This window comes from Limnobacter sp., from assembly GCF_036846585.1.
Taxonomy (GTDB): Bacteria; Pseudomonadota; Gammaproteobacteria; order Burkholderiales; family Burkholderiaceae_B; genus Limnobacter.
Window position 1 is genome coordinate 20,039 of record NZ_DAIUBR010000020.1, and the last position, 22,580, is coordinate 42,618.

24 protein-coding genes are annotated in these 22,580 nt (G+C 54.8%); 14 read left to right on the plus strand and 10 right to left on the minus strand.

Annotated elements, in window-relative coordinates:
- Window positions 1–92: 92 nt before the first annotated feature.
- The 4 genes from V7028_RS10215 to thiS form a co-directional block, all read right to left on the minus strand.
- Entirely contained in the window at window positions 93–2,063 is a 1,971-nt protein-coding gene (locus tag V7028_RS10215) for a bifunctional diguanylate cyclase/phosphodiesterase (RefSeq protein ID WP_334119977.1), read from the minus strand.
- A gap of 131 nt (window positions 2,064–2,194) precedes the next feature.
- Window positions 2,195–2,899, minus strand: coding sequence for a tRNA (guanosine(46)-N7)-methyltransferase TrmB (trmB, locus tag V7028_RS10220; RefSeq protein WP_334119978.1), 705 nt, complete (start codon window positions 2,897–2,899; stop codon window positions 2,195–2,197).
- A complete protein-coding gene (locus V7028_RS10225; RefSeq protein ID WP_334119979.1) occupies window positions 2,896–3,711 on the minus strand; it encodes a thiazole synthase in 816 nt (271 codons plus the stop codon). The genes trmB and V7028_RS10225 overlap by 4 nt, the downstream gene beginning before the upstream one ends.
- Before the next feature lie 21 nt (window positions 3,712–3,732).
- Window positions 3,733–3,933 carry a sulfur carrier protein ThiS gene (thiS, locus tag V7028_RS10230; protein ID WP_334120012.1) on the minus strand — a complete coding sequence of 67 codons (201 nt, stop codon included), beginning with the start codon at window positions 3,931–3,933 and terminating at the stop codon, window positions 3,733–3,735.
- A gap of 144 nt (window positions 3,934–4,077) precedes the next feature.
- On the opposite strand from thiS, the gene arsS reads away from it, so the two are divergent.
- Window positions 4,078–5,034: an arsenosugar biosynthesis radical SAM (seleno)protein ArsS gene (gene arsS, locus V7028_RS10235; protein ID WP_334119980.1), complete on the plus strand. Its 957-nt coding sequence runs from the start codon at window positions 4,078–4,080 to the stop codon at window positions 5,032–5,034.
- On the opposite strand, the gene V7028_RS10240 is transcribed toward arsS, so the two are convergent.
- Window positions 4,998–6,350, minus strand: a complete 1,353-nt coding sequence (locus tag V7028_RS10240; protein ID WP_334119981.1) for a hypothetical protein — start codon at window positions 6,348–6,350, stop codon at window positions 4,998–5,000. The two genes, arsS and V7028_RS10240, sit on opposite strands and share 37 nt — an antisense overlap.
- A gap of 19 nt (window positions 6,351–6,369) precedes the next feature.
- Window positions 6,370–6,534 (minus strand): rubredoxin, encoded by a 165-nt coding sequence (locus tag V7028_RS10245; protein WP_305561755.1) that lies wholly within the window; start codon window positions 6,532–6,534, stop codon window positions 6,370–6,372.
- A gap of 93 nt (window positions 6,535–6,627) precedes the next feature.
- Here V7028_RS10245 and thiD point away from each other — a divergent pair, with 93 nt between their 5' ends.
- The 3 genes from thiD to hemL are packed head-to-tail and all read left to right on the plus strand — an operon-like array spanning window position 6,628 to window position 9,424.
- The gene (gene thiD, locus V7028_RS10250; protein WP_334119982.1) at window positions 6,628–7,449 is read left to right on the plus strand and encodes a bifunctional hydroxymethylpyrimidine kinase/phosphomethylpyrimidine kinase; all 822 of its coding nucleotides are present in this window, start codon (window positions 6,628–6,630) and stop codon (window positions 7,447–7,449) included.
- Complete coding sequence (locus tag V7028_RS10255; RefSeq protein ID WP_334119983.1) at window positions 7,439–8,110, plus strand: thiamine phosphate synthase; 672 nt, start codon at window positions 7,439–7,441, stop codon at window positions 8,108–8,110. Before thiD ends, V7028_RS10255 begins: the two co-directional genes overlap by 11 nt.
- Window positions 8,111–8,128: 18 nt before the next feature.
- Complete coding sequence (gene hemL / locus V7028_RS10260; RefSeq protein ID WP_334119984.1) at window positions 8,129–9,424, plus strand: glutamate-1-semialdehyde 2,1-aminomutase; 1,296 nt, start codon at window positions 8,129–8,131, stop codon at window positions 9,422–9,424.
- A 74-nt stretch (window positions 9,425–9,498) separates the two neighbouring features.
- Here hemL and V7028_RS10265 read toward each other — a convergent pair whose 3' ends face one another.
- From V7028_RS10265 to V7028_RS10275, 3 genes are all read right to left on the minus strand, one after another.
- Entirely contained in the window at window positions 9,499–11,496 is a 1,998-nt protein-coding gene (locus tag V7028_RS10265) for an autotransporter domain-containing protein (protein ID WP_334119985.1), read from the minus strand.
- A gap of 163 nt (window positions 11,497–11,659) precedes the next feature.
- Window positions 11,660–12,064 carry an MAPEG family protein gene (locus V7028_RS10270; protein ID WP_334119986.1) on the minus strand — a complete coding sequence of 135 codons (405 nt, stop codon included), beginning with the start codon at window positions 12,062–12,064 and terminating at the stop codon, window positions 11,660–11,662.
- A gap of 111 nt (window positions 12,065–12,175) precedes the next feature.
- On the minus strand, window positions 12,176–13,675 hold the full coding sequence (locus V7028_RS10275; RefSeq protein WP_334119987.1) for a cryptochrome/photolyase family protein: 1,500 nt from the start codon (window positions 13,673–13,675) through the stop codon (window positions 12,176–12,178).
- Window positions 13,676–13,770: 95 nt separating this feature from the next.
- Here V7028_RS10275 and V7028_RS10280 point away from each other — a divergent pair, with 95 nt between their 5' ends.
- The 6 genes from V7028_RS10280 to V7028_RS10305 are packed head-to-tail and all read left to right on the plus strand — an operon-like array spanning window position 13,771 to window position 18,406.
- Complete coding sequence (locus tag V7028_RS10280; protein ID WP_334119988.1) at window positions 13,771–14,355, plus strand: YqgE/AlgH family protein; 585 nt, start codon at window positions 13,771–13,773, stop codon at window positions 14,353–14,355.
- A gap of 15 nt (window positions 14,356–14,370) precedes the next feature.
- Entirely contained in the window at window positions 14,371–14,793 is a 423-nt protein-coding gene (ruvX, locus tag V7028_RS10285; protein WP_334119989.1) for a Holliday junction resolvase RuvX, read from the plus strand.
- Window positions 14,790–15,296: a bifunctional pyr operon transcriptional regulator/uracil phosphoribosyltransferase PyrR gene (pyrR, locus tag V7028_RS10290; RefSeq protein WP_334119990.1), complete on the plus strand. Its 507-nt coding sequence runs from the start codon at window positions 14,790–14,792 to the stop codon at window positions 15,294–15,296. The genes ruvX and pyrR overlap by 4 nt, the downstream gene beginning before the upstream one ends.
- The gene (locus V7028_RS10295) at window positions 15,293–16,264 is read left to right on the plus strand and encodes an aspartate carbamoyltransferase catalytic subunit (RefSeq protein WP_334119991.1); all 972 of its coding nucleotides are present in this window, start codon (window positions 15,293–15,295) and stop codon (window positions 16,262–16,264) included. The genes pyrR and V7028_RS10295 overlap by 4 nt, the downstream gene beginning before the upstream one ends.
- A gap of 21 nt (window positions 16,265–16,285) precedes the next feature.
- A complete protein-coding gene (locus V7028_RS10300) occupies window positions 16,286–17,602 on the plus strand; it encodes a dihydroorotase (protein WP_334119992.1) in 1,317 nt (438 codons plus the stop codon).
- Window positions 17,603–17,614: 12 nt separating this feature from the next.
- Window positions 17,615–18,406, plus strand: coding sequence for a lysophospholipid acyltransferase family protein (locus tag V7028_RS10305; protein ID WP_334119993.1), 792 nt, complete (start codon window positions 17,615–17,617; stop codon window positions 18,404–18,406).
- Here the strand turns inward: V7028_RS10305 and V7028_RS10310 are convergent.
- The gene (locus V7028_RS10310; RefSeq protein WP_334119994.1) at window positions 18,364–19,197 is read right to left on the minus strand and encodes a symmetrical bis(5'-nucleosyl)-tetraphosphatase; all 834 of its coding nucleotides are present in this window, start codon (window positions 19,195–19,197) and stop codon (window positions 18,364–18,366) included. The two genes, V7028_RS10305 and V7028_RS10310, sit on opposite strands and share 43 nt — an antisense overlap.
- A gap of 114 nt (window positions 19,198–19,311) precedes the next feature.
- Between V7028_RS10310 and V7028_RS10315 the strand changes: the two genes are divergently transcribed.
- From V7028_RS10315 to V7028_RS10330, 4 genes are all read left to right on the plus strand, one after another.
- Window positions 19,312–20,703: a phosphomannomutase/phosphoglucomutase gene (locus V7028_RS10315; RefSeq protein WP_334119995.1), complete on the plus strand. Its 1,392-nt coding sequence runs from the start codon at window positions 19,312–19,314 to the stop codon at window positions 20,701–20,703.
- 11 nt (window positions 20,704–20,714) lie between these two features.
- On the plus strand, window positions 20,715–21,281 hold the full coding sequence (locus tag V7028_RS10320) for a DUF1415 domain-containing protein (RefSeq protein WP_334119996.1): 567 nt from the start codon (window positions 20,715–20,717) through the stop codon (window positions 21,279–21,281).
- A gap of 294 nt (window positions 21,282–21,575) precedes the next feature.
- Window positions 21,576–22,226, plus strand: a complete 651-nt coding sequence (gene queE / locus V7028_RS10325) for a 7-carboxy-7-deazaguanine synthase (RefSeq protein WP_334119997.1) — start codon at window positions 21,576–21,578, stop codon at window positions 22,224–22,226.
- Window positions 22,223–22,573: a 6-pyruvoyl trahydropterin synthase family protein gene (locus tag V7028_RS10330; protein ID WP_334119998.1), complete on the plus strand. Its 351-nt coding sequence runs from the start codon at window positions 22,223–22,225 to the stop codon at window positions 22,571–22,573. The genes queE and V7028_RS10330 overlap by 4 nt, the downstream gene beginning before the upstream one ends.
- Window positions 22,574–22,580 lie beyond the last annotated feature (7 nt).

Consider the following 22,580-nt stretch of genomic DNA (forward strand, 5'->3'; position numbering starts at 1 on the left):
CGTGCGTTGTGTGAATTGTCATCACAACATCATAGCGAAGCAGGACCTGCTCGGGTAAAACTTCAATGAAATTGATGTGCTATTTGCGTCGTTTACAGGTGTTGAACAAGTTGGTCGTGGTTGCCCACAAGGTGTTTCAACTTGAATTCTTCAAAAGGCATGGGTTTGGACAGCCAGAAGCCCTGAACATAGTCGGCCCCGAGCTTTTTAACCAGTTCAAATTCGGCCTGTGTTTCCACGCCTTCGGTGGTCACAAGCAGGCCCATGATGTGGCCCATTTCGATGGTTGATTCAAGGATGATTTGCCCATCGGTGTCGAAGTCTGCGCCCTGTACCAATGACCGGTCAATTTTAAGCTCGGTCACCGGGAAACGTTTCAGGTAGGCCAGCGAGGAATAGCCCGTGCCAAAATCGTCCACAGCAATTTGAAAGTTGATGGCGGCCAACTGGTTCAATACGTCCAGCGCTTGTTCGGGGTCGCGCATTGCCGCGCTTTCGGTAATTTCAAGCACAATGTGCCGGGAGGCATCAGGTTGTTCCTGGTGTAAATGCCCCACAAAATCAATCAGGCTGTTGTCTTCAAGGTCCATGGCTGACAGGTTCACGGACAGGCGAATGTTCTGGTGGGCACACAGACCGATGATGGCGTAGGTTTGTTTCAACACCAGCCGTGTAATTTCCCGGATCATGCCGGTTTGTTCAGCCAGTTCAATAAAAGCCCCGGGTGCGATCAGCCCGTGTGTAGGGTGGTTCCAGCGAAGTAGAACCTCTGCCTGGTTGATGCTGTTGGTTCGAAGGTTTAGTTTGGGCTGAAAGTACAGGCAGAATTCTTCGTTGGCAATGGCCTTGCGCAGTTGCGCGATCAATTCAAGACGGTGTGCAGACCGCTGTTCCAGTCGGGGTTCGAACACGATGCTGGTTTGTCGTGTTTTCTTCGCCAGTTGACGGGCAATTTCTGCGCGACGCATCAAGGTTTCCGGGCATTGTCCATGCTCGGGATAATGGGCCAAGCCCGCGTGGCTTTGGATGTCGAGTTGATAGTTGTGCACCCGCAGCGAGCCCTGAAGCAGACGCTTGATGGTGTGCTTTTTTAAGGCGTTGTCGAGCAGGGCGCGTGGCAGCAGTATGCAAAATACATTGCCTTCCAGGCGGGCGATCACCAGGTTTTCCTTGCAGATGCGAGTGGCTTTTTGTGCCATTTTCACCAGCACTTTGTCGGCCACTTCGTGGCCCAGTACTTCATTGATGTTGTCCAGGTTGTCGATGCCCCAAACCACGATGGACAAGGCTTCACGCGCACTTTGGGTGCGCTCGCGCAGCGCAAGGCTGAGAAAGGCGCGGTTGTCCAGTCCCGTCAGCTGGTCTTTGTAGGCTGTGCGGCGAATGACCTTGTCCCGTTCTTCCAGGCTTTTGGCCATGTGGTTGAATGTCAGTGCGAGTTGGTTGATTTCCCGAATCGGGCTGGGAGGAAGGCGCCATTCATAGTTGCCCGCAGACATGTGTTCTGCACTGGTGGTTATTTCAGCCAGGGGCCGGGTAATTGAACTGCTGATCCATCTGCTGCAGACTGCGCTGATGACCAACACCAGCAATGTCAGGCCCAGCGCGTCTTCTGTCGTCATGCTTCTCACGGACAAGCTGGTGCTGTCGATGGCCCACAATGTCATTGGCGCACTTGGTGTAGCCCCCGGTGTAACGCTGGTTTGAAGGGCATGCAGGTGAACGCCGCCATCGCACCGGAAACGCTGGATTCCCGAGTCTTCAGGGCTGGAGATTGCCTGGCATGCTTTGGGCCAATGCTCGGTGGTTTGTGCGCCTTGCAGGTTTCCTTGGTGAAAGTACACGGGTGTGGACTGCGAGTTGGCGTCGTCAGGTTTGTTTGCGTCAGCCTGCTGAATGGCTTGCGTTTTGGTGTGCAGCAATTGGTCGATCTGAAGTGTCCGCTGGCTGGCGAACTGATTGTTCAAAATGGCATAAATGCAAAGTGACAACGCGAACAGCGCAACAATGCACACCATCAGTGTGCGCGTGTTCAGCGAAATCAGTGCTCTGCTTGTGAACAACACACGCAGTAGTCCATTTTTATGCGATGAATGCATGCAGTCACAAAATTACCGGGATCAAGCTTGATTAAAGCAAATTCAGTAATTTTGAGACATACCGCAAGAGGGGAGGTCTGTTTGTATTGTGTTGTTTAGCGTACCTGGTACAACAAGTCCCAAACACCATGGCCCAGTTTCAGGCCTCGGTTCTCAAATTTGGTTTGTGGGCGGTCTTCGGGGCGCGCTGCAAAAGGTGTTGTAGCCATGTTTTGCCAGTCGGGGGCCACGCTCAGTACGTCGTGCATGTGGTGGGCGTAGTTTTCCCAATCGGTTGCGCAGTGCAGCACACCGCCCGGTTTCATTTTTCTGGCCAGCTTGGCCACAAACTCGGGCTGAATCAACCTGCGCTTGTGGTGGCGGGCCTTGCGCCAGGGGTCGGGGAAGTACAGCAGTACTTTGTCCAGGCTGGCATCGGGGATCATGTCGCGTAGTACATCGACCACATCGTGGGAAATGATGCGAATGTTCTGAATGCCTTCTTCCTCGACTTTCTTGATCAGCGAACCCACGCCCGCGGTGTAAATTTCCACGCCGAGGTAATTGACCTGGGGGTGTGCCTTGGCAATTTTGGCTGTGGTTTCACCCATGCCAAAACCAATTTCCAGCCAGTTGGGTCGGCCTGTGGTACCCCACTGCTGGTCGAAATCAATTTGCGTTTGTGCATTGTAGGCAATGCCCCACTTGGGCATGCCTTCTTGCACGGCGCGTTCCTGGGCACGTGAAATATGACCCCGACGCTTCACAAAACTTTTGATGTGCTGGTCGCGAAACGGATTGTCGAGGGTTTGGTCTGTCATTTTGATCTGGAGGAAATGATGCCTTCCACAGGGGAAGAAGGGCTGGCCGTGTAAAACTTTTTTGGCATTCTACCTGCAAGAAAGGCATCCCGACCGGCTTGCGTGGCCAAACGCATGGCACGTGCCATTTGCACAGGGTTTTGCGCCTTTGCAATGGCTGTGTTCATCAATACGCCTGCGCAACCCAGTTCCATGGCAATGGCTGCGTCGGAAGCTGTGCCAACGCCTGCATCTACAATCACCGGTACTTGCGCTTTTTCCAGAATCAAATTGATGTTCCAGGGGTTTAAAATGCCCATGCCAGAGCCTATGAGCGAAGCCAGCGGCATGATGGCCAGGCAGCCCACGTCTTCGAGTTTGCGGGCGTAAATGGGGTCGTCGGAACAATACACCATCACGTCGAAGCCATCGGCCACCAGTTCTTTGGCGGCAATCAGGGTTTCTTCCATGTCGGGATACAGGTTGGTGGGGTCGCCCAGCACTTCGAGTTTGCACAGGTTGTGGCCGTCCAGCAGCTCACGGCCCAGGCGCAAGGTGCGCACAGCGTCTTTGGCCGTGTAGCAGCCCGCCGAGTTGGGCAGATAGGTGAATTGGCTGGGGGGAATGTAATCGAGCAGGCTGGCTTCGCCGGTGTTTTGGCCAATGTTGGTGCGGCGAATGGCCACGGTCACAATTTCGGCGCCGCTTTCGGTGATGGCTTCGCGGGTTTCCTCCAGGCTGGCGTACTTGCCGGTACCCACCAACAGGCGGCTGGTGAATTCTCGGCTGCCCACTTTCCAGGTGTCGTTGGGCTTTTCGATAGACGTGTTCATGAGGGAACTGCTCCTGATTGTTTAACCGCCCCCCACAGCGACCACGATTTCCAGGTTGGCCCCTGCGGGAAGTTGGGTGGTGGCGTGCTGGCTTTTGGGCACAATTTCACCGTTTAATTCCACGGCGATGCGTTTGCCGGTCAGTTCAAGGCTTTCCACAAGGTGGGCCACAGTGCTGTTCTTGGGCAATTCACGATTTTCACCGTTGACTGTAACTTGAATCATGGCTTGAGCGAATGAGGTTCTGTAAGTTTGCTACTATCGATTAACGCGATAAACAAACCGCACCAGTTTTGATTGAGAACTTTGATTCTCTCATTATCTGAAAACGAAATAACCGCGCGGCGCACAGAAACCGGAGCCTACATGCACTCAGTCGTTCATTTGTTGAAAAGTACCACCTTCCCCAGCGTGAAGCGCTTGAGCCTGGAAACCATTCAGGTGAACCTGGGTTACCTGTGCAACCAAAGTTGTACACATTGCCACGTGAATGCAGGCCCGAACCGAACTGAGCTGATGCAGGATGAGCAGATCGACCAGCTGATTGCCTTGATGAATCAGGGTTGGGTGAAAAAGCTGGACCTGACCGGCGGTGCGCCCGAGATGAACCCGCGCTTCAAACGCCTTGTGGTGGCTGCGCGAAAGGCTGGTGTGCATGTGATTGATCGCTGTAACCTGACCATTCTCAGTGAACCGGGCTATGAAGATTTGGCGCAATTTCTGGCCGACAATGAAGTTGAAATTTTTGCGTCACTGCCTTGTTACCTTGAAGACAATGTGGACAAGCAACGCGGCAAAGGTGTGTTCGATGCCAGCATTACAGGCTTGCAAAAACTCAATGCCCTGGGCTACGGCGACCAATTGCGCTTGACCTTGGTGTTCAACCCCCAAGGCCCGGCATTGCCGCCCCCGCAAGAAGCGCTGGAAGCGGATTACAAGGCAGTTTTGTTCGAGAAGTTTGGTATCCGCTTCACAGGTTTGGTGACGATTACCAACATGCCGATTGCACGTTTTGGCAGTACCTTGATCAGCAAGGGCACGTTCGAGACGTACATGAACACGCTGAAAAGCGCCTATCGCGAGAGCAATTTGGCTGCAGTGATGTGCCGCAGCCTGGTGTCCATCGATTACGAAGGCAAATTGTACGATTGCGACTTCAACCAGCAACTGGGTTGGCCTGTGCGCGATTCACAGGGCCGTGCTTTAACTTTGGCGGATTTAACACACGCTGCGCTTGATTCAATCGATGTGGTGGTGGGCGACCATTGCTATGGTTGCACGGCGGGTCAGGGCAGCAGTTGCGGCGGTGCTTTGGCCGCCTGAATGTGTCTCTGTTGGCTTTTGTTCATCAGGCGCTTGGCCAGGCGAAGGGCGCTTTCTGATTCTTGCGAGGCAGATTCTGCCACCTGCTCAACCTGGCTCAACAGGTTTGACCAGGCGGTTTGATTCACTGCCATGTACTCGGCCAACTTGTTCGATTCGTGCTGGCCCATGTTGATCTTCTGGCTGGCCAGCACCAAACCCTCAATAGATTCTTTCAGGGCCTGCTGGCTTTGCTCTACCAGTTGCTGAAGCTGGCGGCTGTTTTCCGGCTCCGTCAGCGTTAATTCCATTTGCGATGCATCCAGTCGGCCCAACAACTGGCGGCTTACCTCGCCTGCTTTGCGCAAACCCTGTGCTGCGCTTCGAATGTCAGATCGCAAGCCCTCAAGCTGAGCCTGCATAATGCCCATGTGGTTTTCCGCTTTGGCGTTGCGATGTTCGCTGTTCAAGGTCGATTTAACCACCTGCGTGCCCTGGTTGGACAACTGGTGAAATGATTTGGCAAATTGCAGTACTGCTTGACCACTTTGGTTTAATTCTTCAAGTTGCTGGCCAATTTGCATCAGCGTTCCCCGGTGTTCAAGCTGCTGGTTGCTGTTCAGTGCTTTCAACACGCCTTCCAGTGCGGCATGGGCGCCTTCGCGTTTCTGGTCATTTTCCTGCTGGCTGTGCAGGGCGCGGCTTAGCATGTGAATGCGGCGGTTCAAGGCCAGTGTTTTGCGGTGGGTGAACCAGTGAAATCCCAGTGACAGGCCGATGACCCCAAGCAGCGTACCCAGCCCGAACAGCAGCACCAGATAACCATTGGTGGCTTGGGCAATGTGGTTTTTCAGTTGGGCCAGTTTGGGCAGTGTGTCCAGTCGCAACTGGGCTTCCAGTTGGCGTTGGGTTTCCTCGCTGGAATTGATGCCGGCCACCGGGCGCGACAGCGCTTCTATGGCTTGGGTCAGCAATACTTGAAGGGTCTGGTTGTGCAGGGAGCCGAACAATTGAAAGTGTTTGTTTTGTTGGCTGACCTGCTGACCCAGCGACAAAAGTGCTTTTAACCCTTGGGGTTGAATGGTTTCAGCGGAAGGGCCGTTCAACGCAATCAATTCCTGCTGAATGCGGCCTTCAACCAAAACGAGTTGGGTCAGCTGGGAATTGCGAATGTTGTCAGACTGGTTCTTTGCGAACAAGCCGCAAACGAACAACAACAAGGCCGCTACAAGCAAACCCGCCGCGAACTGGCCCAACTGCCGAACAAACTTTGGCCTGACCGGCGTTGGGGCGTGGTCTTCAAACGCTTGGCGTGGGTCAGGGTTTTGTTCGGTCATTGATCCATTGGCTTGGTTTTTAGATTTGAGTCATCTCAAAATCTTCTTTGCGGGCGCCACATTCGGGGCAAACCCAGTTCGGGGGAACGTCTTCCCATTTGGTGCCGGGGGCAATGCCTTCTTCAGGCAGACCAGCCGCTTCATCGTATACCCAACCGCAAATCAAACAAATCCAAGTATTCATTCTGAGCTACTTCCAGAAAAAAAATTGCAACGGGTGGATAATACTGAGTTTGGCAGCCGACTACAAAGGTTGTCGGTCTTTTTTGGGTTTTCAATGACACTGACCGTTCCCTTGGTACTGACCTTTTCAGCATCCGATCCCTCATCTGGCGCGGGTTTGCAGGCCGATGTATTAACAATTGCCGCATTGGGCGCACACCCCTTGACCGTGCTCACGGGCTTGACCGCGCAGAACACCGTGGGCGTGAAGCGCTTTGAGTCTTGCAAGCCTGACTGGATTGATGATCAGTTGCAAACCTTGCTTGATGACGGTATCAAACCCAGCGCCATTAAAACCGGGGTGCTGGGCAGTACAGCGGCGGTGGCTGCGGTGCTGAAAGCCAAAGCCTTGTGGCCCGGTGTTCCGCTGGTGGTTGACCCGGTGCGCGCTTCTGGCCGGGGCGATGCTTTTGGCGGGCAGGCCCTGTTTGACAGTGTTCGAAATGAACTTTTCCCGGTGGTCGACCTGTTGACCCCTAACTGGCCCGAGGCGCAGGCATTCACTGGGGCCTCTACGGTGGATGAGGCCGGTGCAAGGTTGTTGCAAATGGGCTGCAAAGCGGTGTTGCTGAAGGGCGAGCACCTTGATTCTGGCGAGGTGGTGAATCGCCTGTATGTGGCTGGGCAGAAAGTACTCGAAATTCCATGCGAACGCTTGCCCGGTCAATACCATGGTTCGGGTTGTACTTTGGCCAGCGCGTGTGCTGTGGGCTTGGGGCAAGGCTTGAATGTGCGGGAAGCCGTGGAGCTGGGGCTTGAATACACCTGGCAGGCCTTGAATTATGGCTTTGCTGTGGGCCAGGGCCAGCTGATTCCCGACCGCATGCACCTGATGCAGCATTTGGGCGAAGAGGATGACGCGTTTGATGAGGAATGAGCCGAGCAGTTTGATTCAGGGTGTGTACGCCATCACGCCCGAACGTTCTGATGTGTGGGCCCCCGATGCCATTGTGGATTGTGTGGCTGCTGCGCTGGAAGGCGGCGTGCGCCTGTTTCAGTGCAGGCAAAAAAATTGGGAGCAAGCCGGGTTGATCGAGTTTGTTGGGCAGCTTGATGCCCTGTGCGAGAAGTACGATGCTGCCCTGATTTTGAATGATGTGCCCTCCAGCGGGTTTTCAAAATTCGAAGGTGGCGCGGTGGTGGGTGTTCATTTGGGTAAAACCGACGAGGCCATCGCGCAGGCGCGGGGCACGCTGGGTGCAAAGTGGGTGGTGGGTGCTTCTTGCTACAATCGGCTTGATTTGGCCGAACAGGCGGTGCGCGATGGCGCAAGTTATGTGGCCTTTGGGGCCATGTACCCCAGTAGTACCAAGCCCAATGCGGTGCGTGCTGAACTGGATTTGTTTGCGAATGCGAGTGAATTGGGCGTGCCCACGGTGGCTATTGGCGGAATTACGCTTGCGCACGTGCCAGTGTTAATGAAAGCCGGCGCACATGCCGTGGCGGTGGTGAACGGTTTGTTTGGAATGGAACCCGATGCAGCGCAGGTTTGCCGTGTGGCGCAGCAGTGGGTGGATGCAGTTAATGAATGCAGTTAATTACTCGGAGTTTTGAGAATGAGTGGTAAAGCAGTGAGCCAGAACGAAGTGTTGTTTGAACGCGCACAAAGAACGATTCCCGGTGGTGTGAATTCGCCTGTACGCGCATTCCGTTCCGTGGGTGGTACACCGCGTTTTTTCAAGCGTGCCAATGGCCCGTATGTGTGGGACGCCGATGACAAGCGCTACATCGACTACATTGGATCGTGGGGGCCCGCTGTATTGGGCCATGCCCACCCAGAAGTGATCAAGGCTGTGCAGGAAGCCGCCGTGGGCGGCTTAAGCTTTGGTGCGCCCACCGAGGGCGAAATCGTGATGGCCGAAACATTGTGCGAGATGTTGCCATCCATGGAGCAAGTTCGCCTGGTGAGTTCCGGCACCGAGGCCACGATGAGCGCCATTCGCCTGGCCCGTGGTTTTACGGGCCGCGACACGATCGTGAAATTTGAAGGTTGCTACCATGGCCATGCCGACAGCCTGTTGGTGAAAGCCGGTTCAGGTTTGCTGACATTTGGCAACCCAACCTCGGCTGGTGTGCCTGAAGATTTTGCCAAGCACACCCGTGTGCTGGACTACAACAATGTTGAGCAACTGCATGAACTATTCAAAGCCAGTGGCAGCAGCATTGCCTGCGTGATCGTAGAGCCGGTTGCGGGCAATATGAATTTGATCAAACCCACGCGCGAGTTTTTGAATACACTGCGCGAGTTGTGCACCCTGCATGGTGCGGTGTTGATTTTTGATGAAGTGATGACAGGCTTCCGTGTGGGCCCGCAAGGTGTGCAGGGCGTGTATGGCATTACGCCCGACTTGACCACGCTGGGCAAAATTATTGGTGGTGGCATGCCCATGGGCGCTTTCGGTGGCCGCAAAGACATCATGGCGTGTATTGCGCCGCTTGGCCCCGTTTATCAGGCAGGCACCCTGAGTGGCAACCCGGTTGCAGTGGCGGCTGGTTTAACCACCCTGTGTTTGCTGAAGCAGGAAGGTTTTTACGAAAAGCTGGAAACCCAAACCCGCAAGCTGGTGGAAGCATTTAACCGGGTGGCATATGCCCATGGCGAAACTTTCTGTGCCGACAGCATTGGCGGCATGTTCGGTATTTACTTTAGCGAAAAAGTGCCCACCAGTTTTGCGGAAGTAAGTGCGTCGAACCGCGACCGTTTCAACAAGTTTTTCCACGCCATGCTGGATGCGGGGGTTTACCTTGCGCCTTCGGCTTACGAGGCAGGGTTTGTTTCCGTAACGCACGATGACGCCGTGATTGAAGCCACCAAAGTGGCGATTGACAAGGCGTTTGCGGCGATTAAATAAGGCTGTTGCGGATGAACGGGTACTGGTTGTAATCAGCCAGTACCGTTGGTTTGGGCTGATCTGTTTAAATCAGCTTAAAAACCTGCTTTGTAAGCCACGCCCAAACTTAAACCTTTTACACCCGATTGCCCCAGTGTGCTGGTCATGTGTATGTTCAACACACCGTGGCCAATTTCTTTGGCCACCCCCACGGACAACAGCTGAAAATCGCCGTCTGGCCGCGGTGCCAGTATGGTGGCCAGCGTATTTTGGTTGGGGCCCATGCGAATTTTCAAATCATCGTCGTTTTGATCTGATTCAATCGAATAGCGCAACAGGGGTCGCCACCCGCCGCGCACGCTGGGTGCTTTGCTGACCAAAAAGCCAAGGCTGATTCGTTCGGCTTTGTACTGTGTGTCACCGAAACTCAAACTGGCCGCACCGTTTGATTCGTCGTAACCCTGCAAGTCAATTTTTTCAACGGTGTAGGCTGCTTGCGGGTTCAGGGTCCAGCCCTGTGGCAAGCTGTGAATGCTGCCCAGGCCCACGCGTGCAGAAGAAAAATCACCCTCGGTGTGGGCGGTGTAGCGTTCAAGCGATGGGCCAAGCGTGAACTGGCGTGTGACGTCGTAATCAATTGTTCCCAGGGCCAGGGCAGCGTTCAAGTAAAGCGATTTTGACAAGGCAATTGTGCTGAATACTGTACCTAGAACAATGTCGTTGTTGAACCCGCCGCCGTTGCTGGCGATGTCGGTTTGCGCGTTGTCGATACTGATGCCAAAGCCAAGCAGGGCGTTGCGGGTGATCATGCGGTCACCGCCAAACTTCACGATTTGCGTGTCTGCTTCAAGCCCTGCCTGAACCTGTTGTGCATCCAACTCAAACTGGCCCACCTCAACGCCACCGTACCATTCCGTGTCGCCAACCGGGCGCAATGTGGCTTTGCCTGTGGCATCTTCACGCACCAAGGCCAGTGCAGTCAGCCTGTTTTCCAGGCCCAGCGCATGTTGGCGTATTGGGGTAAGCGGGGCAACGGCCAGCGCACCGTTCAGGCTGGCGGCTTGAAGGCCGGCAAAACCGGCTTCACCAAACAAGCGCTGGGCGGCGGCGGTTGGGTGCACGCCATCTGCAAAAATGCGTTGTTCGCTGTCTGTTGCGGCATTCACACCTTGAATGCATGTAAGGCTTGAATTGAAAAAAGTGTTGGGGTCGTTTCCGCCGTTGTTGCCGCATGCGGGTTGCAAGGGTGTGGCCGAGGTAAAGCCATAACGTACCGGGTTGGCGATCACGGCACTCAGCAATTTGTTGGAATCGACAATCACCGCGCCTTTGCTGGCTGCTGCCGAGGCAAGCGTGTTGTTGAAGCTGGCAGAAAGCGCATTCAACAGCGCAATTGAACCCGGTGCTGGCGTGCCACTGACCGAACCATCTTCAATAATTTGTGCTTGTGGTGTGGCGCCCAGGTTCGGAACGGTGACCACTACAATGTTCTGGGCGCCTGCAGCTTTCAAACGGTCAATTTGTGTCAGCAGTTGTGTTGCTGCAATCGACATTTCAGCCAAGGCGGTCGATGGGGTAATTGCGCCTGCGGCCACTGTGGCAAACTGAATGAAGCCGTCATTTGACCCAGCCCAAAGGGCCACCAAATCGTTGCGCGTAAATGTGGGGGTGTCTGCCAGCAAGCGGTCAACCTGCTGGGTAACCGGAATGGTGGTAATGCCAATGGCCGGGTTGTTGGCCACGCCAATGGGGTTGCTTACCCGCGAACCGCCTTGCGCATAGTTGCCACCGTTGATTGTGGTGCTTACACCGTTGATTACATCTACATCCAGGGGGATGCCCAGCTTGCCAGCCACGATGTTTGCCCACACTTGCGCCGTGGGTGAATTGGTGGTGAATTTCAGCCGGTCGGGAATTGCGCCTGCCGGGACGCCCGCGCCAAGCAAACCTTGTGTTGCGGTGCCGGTGTAGGTGCCGCCATCGCTTAAGCTGTCGCCCAGCACGAACAACCTGTCAATGCGGAATTCTTCAGCCTGTGAATGGGCACTGCACAGCGCCAGCGATACGGCCAAAGCCAGTTTGATTGTGTTCATGTTGCCCCTTGGTAATTGCCGTTGTTTTAAACAGCCTGTTACTTTGGGTGGCAGGTATGTTGGAAATGTTCAAAAGTAGGTCGGTTGTGGTGGTGCTGAAATAGAAAAAGCCACCGGGGTTGTGTGCACCCTCAGCGGCTCTCTTCAAATCAATTTTTATTGTTTAGCAGACCAGCAAATACACCATGTAAAGCATCAGGCCCACTTGCGCCAGAAAAAAGTTGGCACGCAGAAACACCTGAATAAAGGATGTGCCCGTGATGTGGACAACGCTTTGCGCAATACGGGCGTACAGCACAAACGCGGCAATGCCGTTGATGGCTTCGATTTGGCCCATCAGCCCGGCAATCGCCACAATTGCGGCAAATACCGGGAAATTTTCCAGGCAGTTCAGGTGTGCGGACTTTGCACGCTGCAACATCATGGGGTCGATGGGTTCCTTGCCGCGCTCCCAGCTGTCTATCCGCTTCTGGCCCAGCAGTGCTTGTGGCACACGGGGCAGGGCGTATAGCAGGGCCAGAATCAAAATCCATCCGGCATAAAGCAATACGGTGGTGTAGGCGTTCATTGTTTTGTCTCCTTGTTGTTTTTGGTAGGTGAACGAAAATTCAGCGCCGATTATGGGTGAACCCGTATGCTCTGACCAGCATAAGTTCGGACAAAATCGGCTTCCTGCAAATTACTCCTTCACCTTCTTCACCACCGCATACCTTTCCAGTGTTTTCTTCCTGGCCACATCGTGTTCAACCACCGGCCTTGGGTAGGTTTCGCCCAGCACTACACCTGCCATTTGCAATTCGAACGGTGGGCATTCCGCGGGGTTGTGAATGTGTTTGTTGGAAAGTTTGGCCAATTCCGGGCAGTACTTGCGTATGAACTTGCCCTCGGCATCAAATTTTTCCGACTGGCTGTAGGGGTTGAAAATACGGAAGTAGGGCTGTGCATCGCAGCCGGTGGAGGCTGCCCATTGCCAGCCACCGTTGTTGGCGGACAGGTCAAAGTCGTTCAGCTGTTCAGCAAAATATTTCTCACCCCAGCGCCAGTCAATACCCAGGTCTTTTGTTAAAAAGCTGGCGGTCACCATGCGAAGGCGATTGTGCTGAAAGCCGGTTTGGTTCAGTTGCCGCTGTGCTGCATCCACCAGCGGGTAGCCGGTTTTACCTTCACACCAGGCTTTGAAAAGCTTTTTCGCTTTTTCATCGTGGTCCCATTGAATTTGGTCGTACTCGGGTTTGAAGGCTTTTTCGGCCGCATCGGGGCGGTGGTAAATGATCTGGAAATAAAAGTCGCGCCAAATCAGCTCACTCAACCAACTCATGGCTCCTTCGCTGCCGTCGAATTTAAACCGGTCATATGCTGCTTTGGCCAGCCTGCGAATGGATATGGTGCCGAAGCGGTTGTGTACGCTTAAATAGCTGACGCCTCTCTGGCCCGGAAAATCGCGTTTGTCTTTGTACTTGTCGATTCGGCTCAGGAAGTCTTCGAAAGCATCGAGTGCGCCTTCTTCGCCAGGCTTGATCATGTCCAGCAAATTGGTGCGTTCGAACCCCATGTTTTCAAGTGACGGAGCTGGCAAGGCAGAATCTTTCGCCAAGGCGGAAACTTGTGCTTCGCTGGGGTAGGGCGTCAGGTGAAATTCATCCAGCTTTTTCATGCACGCGTTTTTGAAAGGCGTGAACACGCTGAAAAATTTGCCCGCCTGGGTCAGCACCTCGTCTTCTTCGAAAATGGCTTGGTCTTTGAAGCGAAACAGCGCAACACCTTTGCCTTGAAGTGTTTTGCCCACGGTAATGTCGCGGCTGATTGCTGCGGGTTCGTAGTCTTTGTTGGTAAAAACTGCTTGTACACCCAGTTTGCTTGCCAGTGCGGGAATTGTTTGCTCAGCATGGTCATACACCAGGTGCAAGTCGCCACCAAAATCCTGAAGTTTTTTCTTCAGGGCCATGCAGCTTTCCGAAATGAATTCCACCCGGCGGTCGGCTTTGTTGGCCAGCTCATCCAGAATGGTTTTGTCAAACACAAATACGCAGTGCACCTGTTGGCAGTGTTTCAGGGCATAAAACAGGGCTGCGTTGTCGTGGGTGCGCAGGTCGCGCCGAAACCACATCAAGCCTTTGGCGTAATCGCCAGGCTTGGGTTGGGTGGACAGGGGATGGTTTTCCAGAAGTGATGCGGGCATGGGAACAACTTAAATTGGGTTGGTCTGTGCGCTTAAAGGCGGGTAGAGGAACGCCCACCCGCTTTTGCACAGTTAAAAGGCATTACAATTTTGGCATGAGCGAGACCGAAATTTCCACACACGATGAATTTAGCCTGTCCGGTCAGTTGTTGATCGCCATGCCGAACATGCTCGACCCCGGTTTTGCAGGGGCGGTGGTGTATTTGTGCGAACATTCCGGCAAGGGTGCCATGGGCCTGGTCATTAACCGACCCACCGATTTGGCCATCGAAGGCCTGCTTGAGAAAATCAATGTGGATGTGGCGGGTTATCTACCTGCCCACTTCCCGGTCATGATGGGGGGGCCGGTCGCCTCCGAACGCGGCTTCGTGCTGCACACCGAGCCCCTGGACTGGAATTCGTCGCTCAAGGTGAACGACCAGATTTCCCTGACCACCTCTCGCGACATTCTGGAAGCCGTTGCCCGAGGTGAAGCGCCGGGCAAATGGCTGATCACCCTGGGCTATGCTGGCTGGAGCGAAGGGCAGCTTGAAGAAGAGCTGGTCCAGAACGCCTGGTTGACCGTACCTGCCAACCACGAAATTCTGTTCGACACCCCCCCGGAGGAGCGCTTTACCAGCGCATACGCCATGTTGGGCATCGACCCCGCCTTGATGAGCGGCGCAGCGGGGCACGCCTGACCCATGCACAAGCCCATGCAATCTCCCAAGCCGACCCAGTACCTGGCATTTGATTTTGGTTTGAAGCGAATTGGTGTGGCGTTTGGGAATTCCCTGACCAAAACCGCCAGCGGCGTGGCCGTGGTCGAGGCCCAGAACGACGAGCAGCGTTTCAGCAAAATTGATGGCCTGATCAAGGAATGGCAGCCCGAAGGCCTTGTGGTGGGGGTGCCCCGTCAGCCCGATGGGGTCGACAATGATCTGACAGCACGCTGTGAACGTTTTGCCCGCCAACTGGAGGGGCGCTTTGCCTTGCCGTGTGCCATGGTCGATGAACGTTACACCAGCGCAATTATGGAAAGCTGCATGGGTGGCAAGGCCGCCCGCGAGAACAAAGGCCGTGTCGACATGGGCAGTGCCTGTCTGATTCTGGAACAATTTTTTCTGGAGGGGCGATGAGCCTGCCTAACCCTGAAGCCCTGTATGCCCGCCTGCGTGAACAAATCGAGAAAGCCTTTCCTGACCGCAGTGAACTTGGCCTGATCGGTGTGCACAGCGGTGGCGCCTGGATTGCGCAGCGCTTGCACGAAGACCTTGGTTTCACCTTGCCTTGTGGTTTTCTGGACAGTGCCTTTTACCGCGACGATTTTTCCGAACGGGGCTTGAAAGAATCCCCCAAGCCCGCCGAGATGCCATTTGATGTGCAAGGCCGCACCATTTTGCTGGTGGACGATGTGCTGTACACAGGCCGCACCACACGCGCCATTGTGAATCATCTTTTTGATTTCGGCCGCCCGGCAAAAATTGAGCTGGCCGTGTTGCTGGACCGTGGTGGGCGTGAGTTGCCAATTGACGCGCAGTACGTGGGCAAGCACCTGCCTTTAAAACCCAATGAAGCGTTTGTATTGACCCAAGATGAGCAAGGTGCTTTCCGCCTGGAGCTGGAGGTAAAACCAAATTGAATAACCCTCAACTTAACGCCGCAGGTGAACTGATCCACCTGTTGAGCATTGAAGGGCTGCCCAAGGCGATGATTCACCGCATTCTGGACACGGCAGAATCGTTTCTGTCCGTCACCGATCGCGATGTAAAACAAGTGCCTTTGTTGCGCGGCAAGTCGGTGTTCAACGTGTTTTTTGAGAACTCCACCCGCACCCGCACCACCTTTGAAATTGCGGCCAAACGTTTGTCGGCCGATGTGGTGAATTTGAATATCGGGTCTTCGTCGACCAGCAAGGGTGAATCGCTGATCGACACCATCGACAACCTGGCCGCCATGTCCGCGGACATGTTCGTGATGCGCCATTCCGAAAGCGGTGCGCCCACGTTCATGGCCCAGCACCTGAACCGCACCAGTGGCGGCACCATTCATGTGATCAACGCAGGCGATGGGCGGCACGCCCACCCCACGCAGGCGCTGCTCGACATGTACACCATTCGCCACTACAAGCAGGATTTCACCAAGCTGCGCGTGGCCATTGTGGGCGACATTCTGCACAGCCGCGTGGCACGTTCTGATATCCATGCCTTAACCACATTGGGTTGCCCGGAAGTGCGCGCAGTGGGCCCCAACACCTTGCTGCCCAGCCACCTCGACAACATGGGTGTGCGCGTGTACCACGACTTGGTGGAAGGCATCCGGGATTGCGATGTCATCATCATGCTGCGCCTGCAGAAAGAACGCATGACAGGCGCGCTGATTCCTTCAGCCCAAGAGTATTTCAAGCATTTTGGGCTTACTGAAGAAAAGCTGCGCCATGCCAAGCCCGATGCCATTGTGATGCACCCCGGCCCCATGAACCGTGGCGTTGAAATTGATTCGGCTGTGGCCGACGGCCCGCAAAGCGTGATTTTGAATCAGGTTACTTTTGGCATTGCCGTGCGCATGGCGGTGATGAGCATTCTGGCATCGTCGAGCAAAGGCGCTTAAATTGAACAACGAGGGAAAACAATGCGAGTGTTGATTTCTGGCGGACATGTAATAGACCCCAGCATTGGTGCCGATGCGGTGATGGACGTTGCCGTGGCCGCTGGCCGGGTGGTGGCGGTGGCCCCCAGGGGCGAAATGCCCGCCGACTTTGCGCCCAGCAAAACGATCGACGCCACTGGCTTGTGGGTGTTGCCTGGCCTGGTGGATTTGTCTGCACGCCTGCGCGAACCCGGCTATGAATACCGCGCCACGCTGGAAAGCGAAATTGAAGCGGCCATGGCGGGCGGTGTTACCTCGCTGGTGTGCCCGCCCGACACCGACCCCGTGCTGGATGAACCCGGCCTGATTGAAATGTTGAAATTCAAGGCGCGGCAGCTGAATTTGGCCAAGGTGTACCCATTGGGCGCATTAACCACTGGTTTGACGGGCGAAACCCTGACCGAAATGGCCGAGTTGACCGAGGCCGGTTGTGTGGGTTTTGGGCAGGCCGAGTCGCCTGTTCGCGATTTGCGCGTGTTGTTGCAAGCCATGAAATACGCCCGCAATTTTGGTTTCACCGTATTTTTACGTCCAACCGAACCGAATTTCAGCCGTGGTGGCGTGGCCCACGCCGGGGCCTATGCTTCCCGCATGGGCTTAAGTGGCATTCCCGTGATGGCAGAAACCATTGCGCTGCAAGCTTATTTTGAACTGGTGCGGGCCACGGGCACGCGCATGCACATTTGCCGCGTCAGTTCTGCCAAGGGTGTTGAGCTGGTTCGTCAGGCAAAAACTGAAGGCTTGCCGATTACCTGCGATGTAGCCATTCACCACGTGCACTTGACTGACATGGACATCGGTTTCTTCGACCCCAATGCGCACCTGATCCCGCCGCTGCGCGAGCAGCGCGACCGCGACGCCATTCGCGCCGGTTTGCTCGATGGCTCCATTGATGCCATTTGTTCCGACCACACCCCCGTGGACGACGATGCCAAGCTGCTGCCCTTTGCGGAAAGTGAAGCCGGTGCAACCGGGCTTGAGCTGTTGTTGACACTGGCGGTGAAGTGGATGCGTGAACAGAATATTCCCCCGGCACGCATTGTGGAATTGTTGTGCAGTGGACCGGCCGACATTATCAAGGTGCAGGCGGGCAGCTTGCGCACCGGCATGCCTGCGGACTTGTGCCTGTTTAACCCGGAAGTGGATTGGGTGGTGGGCGAAGCCAGCCTGATCAGCCAGGGCAAACACACGCCTTTCAATGGTTTTCCCATGCAGGGCAAAGTGCAGTTGACCATGGTCAACGGCAATGTGGGCTACAGCACCCTTGAGAAAAGCAGAATGAAAGTGCTGGCTGCATAAGGGTTGCTCACGATGCGCAAAGCCTGGATGATTTTTCGTATGGTGTGCCACCTGCTGTACGGTTTTGTTGTGGCACTTTTGCTGTGGCCTGTGCTTGGGCAAACATTTCGCGAGAGAATCGAAAAGCGCTGGGCCAGGCAATTGCTGGGTATTTTGAATGTGCGGGTGAGGGTGGTGCATGAAACACCGGAATCAAACTATGCAAGCCACAAGCCCTGTTTGCTCTACAGCACGCATGTGTCCTGGCTGGATATTTTTGCATTCAACAGCATTCATCCTGTAACTTTCATTGCCAAGTCTGAAATTTCCAAATGGCCAATTGGCGGTTTGCTGGCCAAGCGCAGTGGCACCCTGTTTATTGAACGGGGAAAACGCCATGCGGTGCGCGATGTCATTCACGCTGCAGTGAAAGTATTGAGTACAGGGCGTTGTGTGGCAGTGTTTCCCGAAGGCACCACCGGCGCGGGCAACACGCCCTTGCACTTTCACAGCAACTTTGTACAGCCCGCCATTCAGGCCAATGTGCCGCTGCTCCCGGTTAGTTTGCAATACTTCACACCAAATGGGCAATTCAGTTCAGCCCCTGCTTTTATTGGCGATCAAACCTTGCTGGAAAACATTCAGGTGTTGTTGAACAGCGAAACCGGGTTTGTGGTGCAGCTGTATATTCACGCACCCATACAAACAGATGGGCGAACGCGGCACGAATTAAGTGACGAAGCACACGCGCGCATTCGCGCCCTGTGTTATCAAACTGCAACTCAGCCAATGCTGGACAATGGTGGTTCTACCGCTTCCACCTGAATAATTGCTTCATCCTCAAGGCGCAGCGCGGTAAGCTGCCCACCCCACACACAACCGGTGTCCAGGCAGTAACCTGCCTTGTTTCTAATTTGCTGCAGTGTGGACCAGTGCCCAAAAATGATCGGGCCTTCTCCCGGGAACTCACGTGGTATGTCAAACCAGGGCTGTAAATCGGGCGGTGCATCCTCAGGTTCAAGCTTGTATTTGAAGTCGATTTTTCCATCGTCGCGCACCATGCGCATGCGGGTGAACACGTTCACAATAAAACGCAGGCGGTCAAACCCGCTGAGTTCAGGTTCCCAACGGTTGGGTTTGTTGCCATACAGTTCAGCCATGAAGGCTTGCCAGTCAGGGCCAGAAAGGGCGTGCTGTACTTCCGCAGAAAGGCTTTGGGCTTGTTCGAAGCTCCATTGAGGCAATATGCCGGCGTGTGTCAACAGGGCGTTCTGTGGCCCGGGAAGGGCCAGGGCCAGTGGCTGGCTTCGCAGCCAGTCCACCAATTCCCCGCCATCGGGTGCGTTCACCACCTCGGCAATGGTGTCTGATTCATGACTGCGCCCGCTGTTGCACCACAAGGCCAGTAAATGCAGGTCGTGGTTGCCCAGCACGGTGTGGGCACGCGCGCCAAGGTTTTTAACAAACCGCAAGGTGTCCAAAGAACGGGGGCCCCGGTTCACCAGGTCGCCAGCAAACCAAAGCACATCAGCTTGGGGGGTGAACTGCGCTTTCTCAAGCAACTTCAACAGAGAGTCCAGACAACCCTGTACGTCGCCAATCACATAGTTGGCCATATTGAAAACTAACTTAAACACCGAAAGTAGTATTATGCCCTGTGTAAACGGCATGGGTGCGGCAGCGTTATTGAGCTAACCCATTCCCATTTTGACTATTTCAGGTACCCATCCATGACGATTTCCCCCTCCATTTTCAAGGCTTACGACATTCGCGGTGTTGTGGATGAAACCTTGACCGAAGACGCAGCCTATTGTGTGGGCCGTGCCTTGGGGCAATTGGCCTTGAGCCGCGGCAAAACCGAAGCGGTGGTGGGGCGCGATGGGCGGCTCAGCGGCCCCCGATTGTGCTGGGCATTGGCCGAAGGCTTTCGCGATGCAGGCGTCAATGTGGTTGACGTGGGCATGGTGGCCACTCCTTTGGTGTACTTCGCCACATTTTTGCTGGACAGTGGCACAGGCGTACAAGTAACCGGCAGCCACAACCCGCCCCAATACAATGGTTTGAAAATGATGGTGGCTGGTGAAACGCTTTACGGCGACACCATTCAAGGCTTGCTGGCATGGATTCAGGCCGAGAAGCCCGAGCGTGGCGTGGTGCCCGGTGTAGAGCGTGGCAGTTACCGTGAACTGGACGTGTGGCCTGATTATCTGGCCAACATTCTGGGGCACGTGAAGTTGGCACGCCCCATGAAAATTGCCGTGGATTGCGGCAATGGTGTGGCGGGTGCTTTCGCCAAAATCCTGTATGAATCTTTGGGTTGTGATGTCACAGAGCTGTTCTGCGAGGTGGATGGCAACTTCCCCAACCACCACCCCGACCCAGCCCACCCCGAGAATCTGCAAGACCTGATTGCCTGCGTGAAGAACGGCGATGCTGAAATTGGTTTGGCTTTTGATGGCGATGGTGACCGCTTGGGCGTGGTGACCAAAGACGGTGAAATTATTTACCCTGACCGCCAACTGATTTTGTTTGCACGCGACGTGATTGCCCGCAACCCAGGTGCCACGGTGATTTACGACGTCAAGTGCACCCGCCATGTGGCCAAAGCCGTGAAGGCTGCCGGTGGTGAACCGCTGATGTGGAAAACAGGTCATTCCCTGATCAAAGCCAAACTGAAAGAAACAGGCGCTCCACTGGCCGGTGAAATGAGCGGCCATGTGTTTTTCAAAGAGCGCTGGTTCGGTTTTGACGATGGTTTGTACGCGGGCGTGCGCCTGCTGGAAATTTTGTCGCGCGGCAGCGACCCCAGCGCAGAATTGAACGCCCTGCCCAATTCATCCAGCACGCCGGAACTTCAATTGCAAACTGCCGAAGGCGTGAACTTTGAAATCGTGAAGCGTTTGCAAGCCGAAGGCAAATTTCCCAGCTCTGAATCAGTCAACACCATTGACGGCGTGCGTGCTGAATACGCCGATGGCTTTGGCTTGGCCCGCCCGTCGAACACCACGCCTGTTGTTGTCATGCGGTTTGAGGCTGACACCGATGCTGCACTGGCCCGTATTCAGGGCGAGTTCAAGGCAGCCATTCTGGCGGTGGCACCTGAAGTGGCATTGCCGTTTTAAGCGACAGCAGCATGAGTAGTTCAAGTGATCAAAACATCATCGACGCCACCCGCCGCTGGGTGGAACAGGTGGTGGTGGCCTTCAACCTGTGCCCGTTTGCCAAGCGCGAACTGGTGAAAGAACGCGTGCGCTTTGTGGTGAGCCAAGCGGTTGATGAAGCCACTTTGCTCGACGAGTTGGCGCATGAACTGGCCTTGTTGAATGTGAATGAATCGATCGAGACCAGCTTGCTGATTCACCCGCAGGTTCTGCAGGATTTTTACCAGTACAACGACTTTCTGGAGGCCGTTGACGAACTGCTGGTGGACATGGATCTGGAAGGTGTGTACCAGGTGGCCAGCTTTCACCCGGATTACCAGTTCGGTGGCACAGAACCAGACGACGCCGAAAACTACACCAACCGCTCGCCTTACCCCATGCTCCACCTGCTGCGCGAAGACAGCCTGAGCGACGCCATCGACAATTATCCCGAGGTGGATTTGATTCCCGAGCGGAACATCGAATGCATGAACGGACAGGGGGTAGAGAAGTTGCGTGCACTGCTTCAAGCCTGTTTGAAGCCAGGCGGCGGAAAATAACAACAGCAATGGAAATTGGGTGTTTTATTCTAATTGCTGTTACCGCCAACCGCAGCAAACCTGAAAGCAAAGCGGGCGTTATATTTCGAGATGTAACTCTGGAGTTTCGAGGAAAGCCTCGAAAAATATAGTTGAAAGGAAAAGCGATGGCTTGCAAACTACGGTTTCACATCCCTCCTCTTTTGCTTCTGAGGTTTGCCCGATTAACCATATCGGGCATTTTTTTGCCCTTTTTCTGGGCACCGTTTCCCAATTCAAGTAGCATTGCGCCTGTAACAAACAAGCGATTCAAACGTGGCCACCTACACCGTCAAAGAAATGTTTTACACCCTGCAGGGCGAAGGTGCCCAGGCGGGCAGGGCGGCTGTGTTTTGCCGGTTTGCCGGGTGCAATTTGTGGACTGGGCGTGAAGAAGACCGTGCCACGGCGGTGTGCAAATTCTGTGACACGGATTTTGTGGGTACAGATGGCGTAGGGGGTGGAAAGTTCAAGGAAGCAGCCGTGTTGGCCCAAGCCATTGCAGACACTTTCAAGGGCGACCCCAGCCAGGGCCTGCCCTATGTGGTGTTCACCGGTGGCGAACCCACACTTCAGCTGGATTCTGCGCTGGTTGACGCCGTGCACGCGCAAGGCTTCGAGATTGCCATTGAAACCAACGGCACCTTGCCCGTGCCTGCGGGTGTTGACTGGATTTGCGTCAGCCCCAAGTTTGGCAGTGAACTGGTGCAAACCACTGGCCACGAATTGAAAGTGGTGGTGCCGCAAGTGGGGCAAAACCTGGATGCCTTGGGCCAATTGGCTTTTGATCACTATTTTGTGCAGGCCATGGACGATGCAGACCCAGTAAGAAAAGCACAGAATATGCAGGTGGCCATTCAAACCTGCCTGAACAAACCCCAGTGGCGTTTGAGTGTACAAACCCACAAAGTAATTGGAATGCCATGAAAGTTTTTAAACAATTCACCTTCGACGTTGCCCACCAGTTGCCTGACTGGCCTGGTTTGCACGGCCACAGCTACACTGCCGAGGTGTGGTTTGAAGGCCCGGCCACCGATGGTTATGTGGTGCCTGAAAGCCTGTTGAGTGAACAGGTTGGCGCGGTGCACAAACGCTTGGATCATTCGTATCTGAATGAGTTTATTGAGTTGCCCACTTCCGAGAACATCGCGCGTTGGATCTGGGACCAGCTTCGCCCGGTTGGGCCCTTGATCAAGGTGAAGGTGTTTCGCGGGTCGATCGGGTTTGGGGTTGAGTTCGATCTAGAGGATGCGAAGGCGGAAGGACGGGCGTGAGGTTATA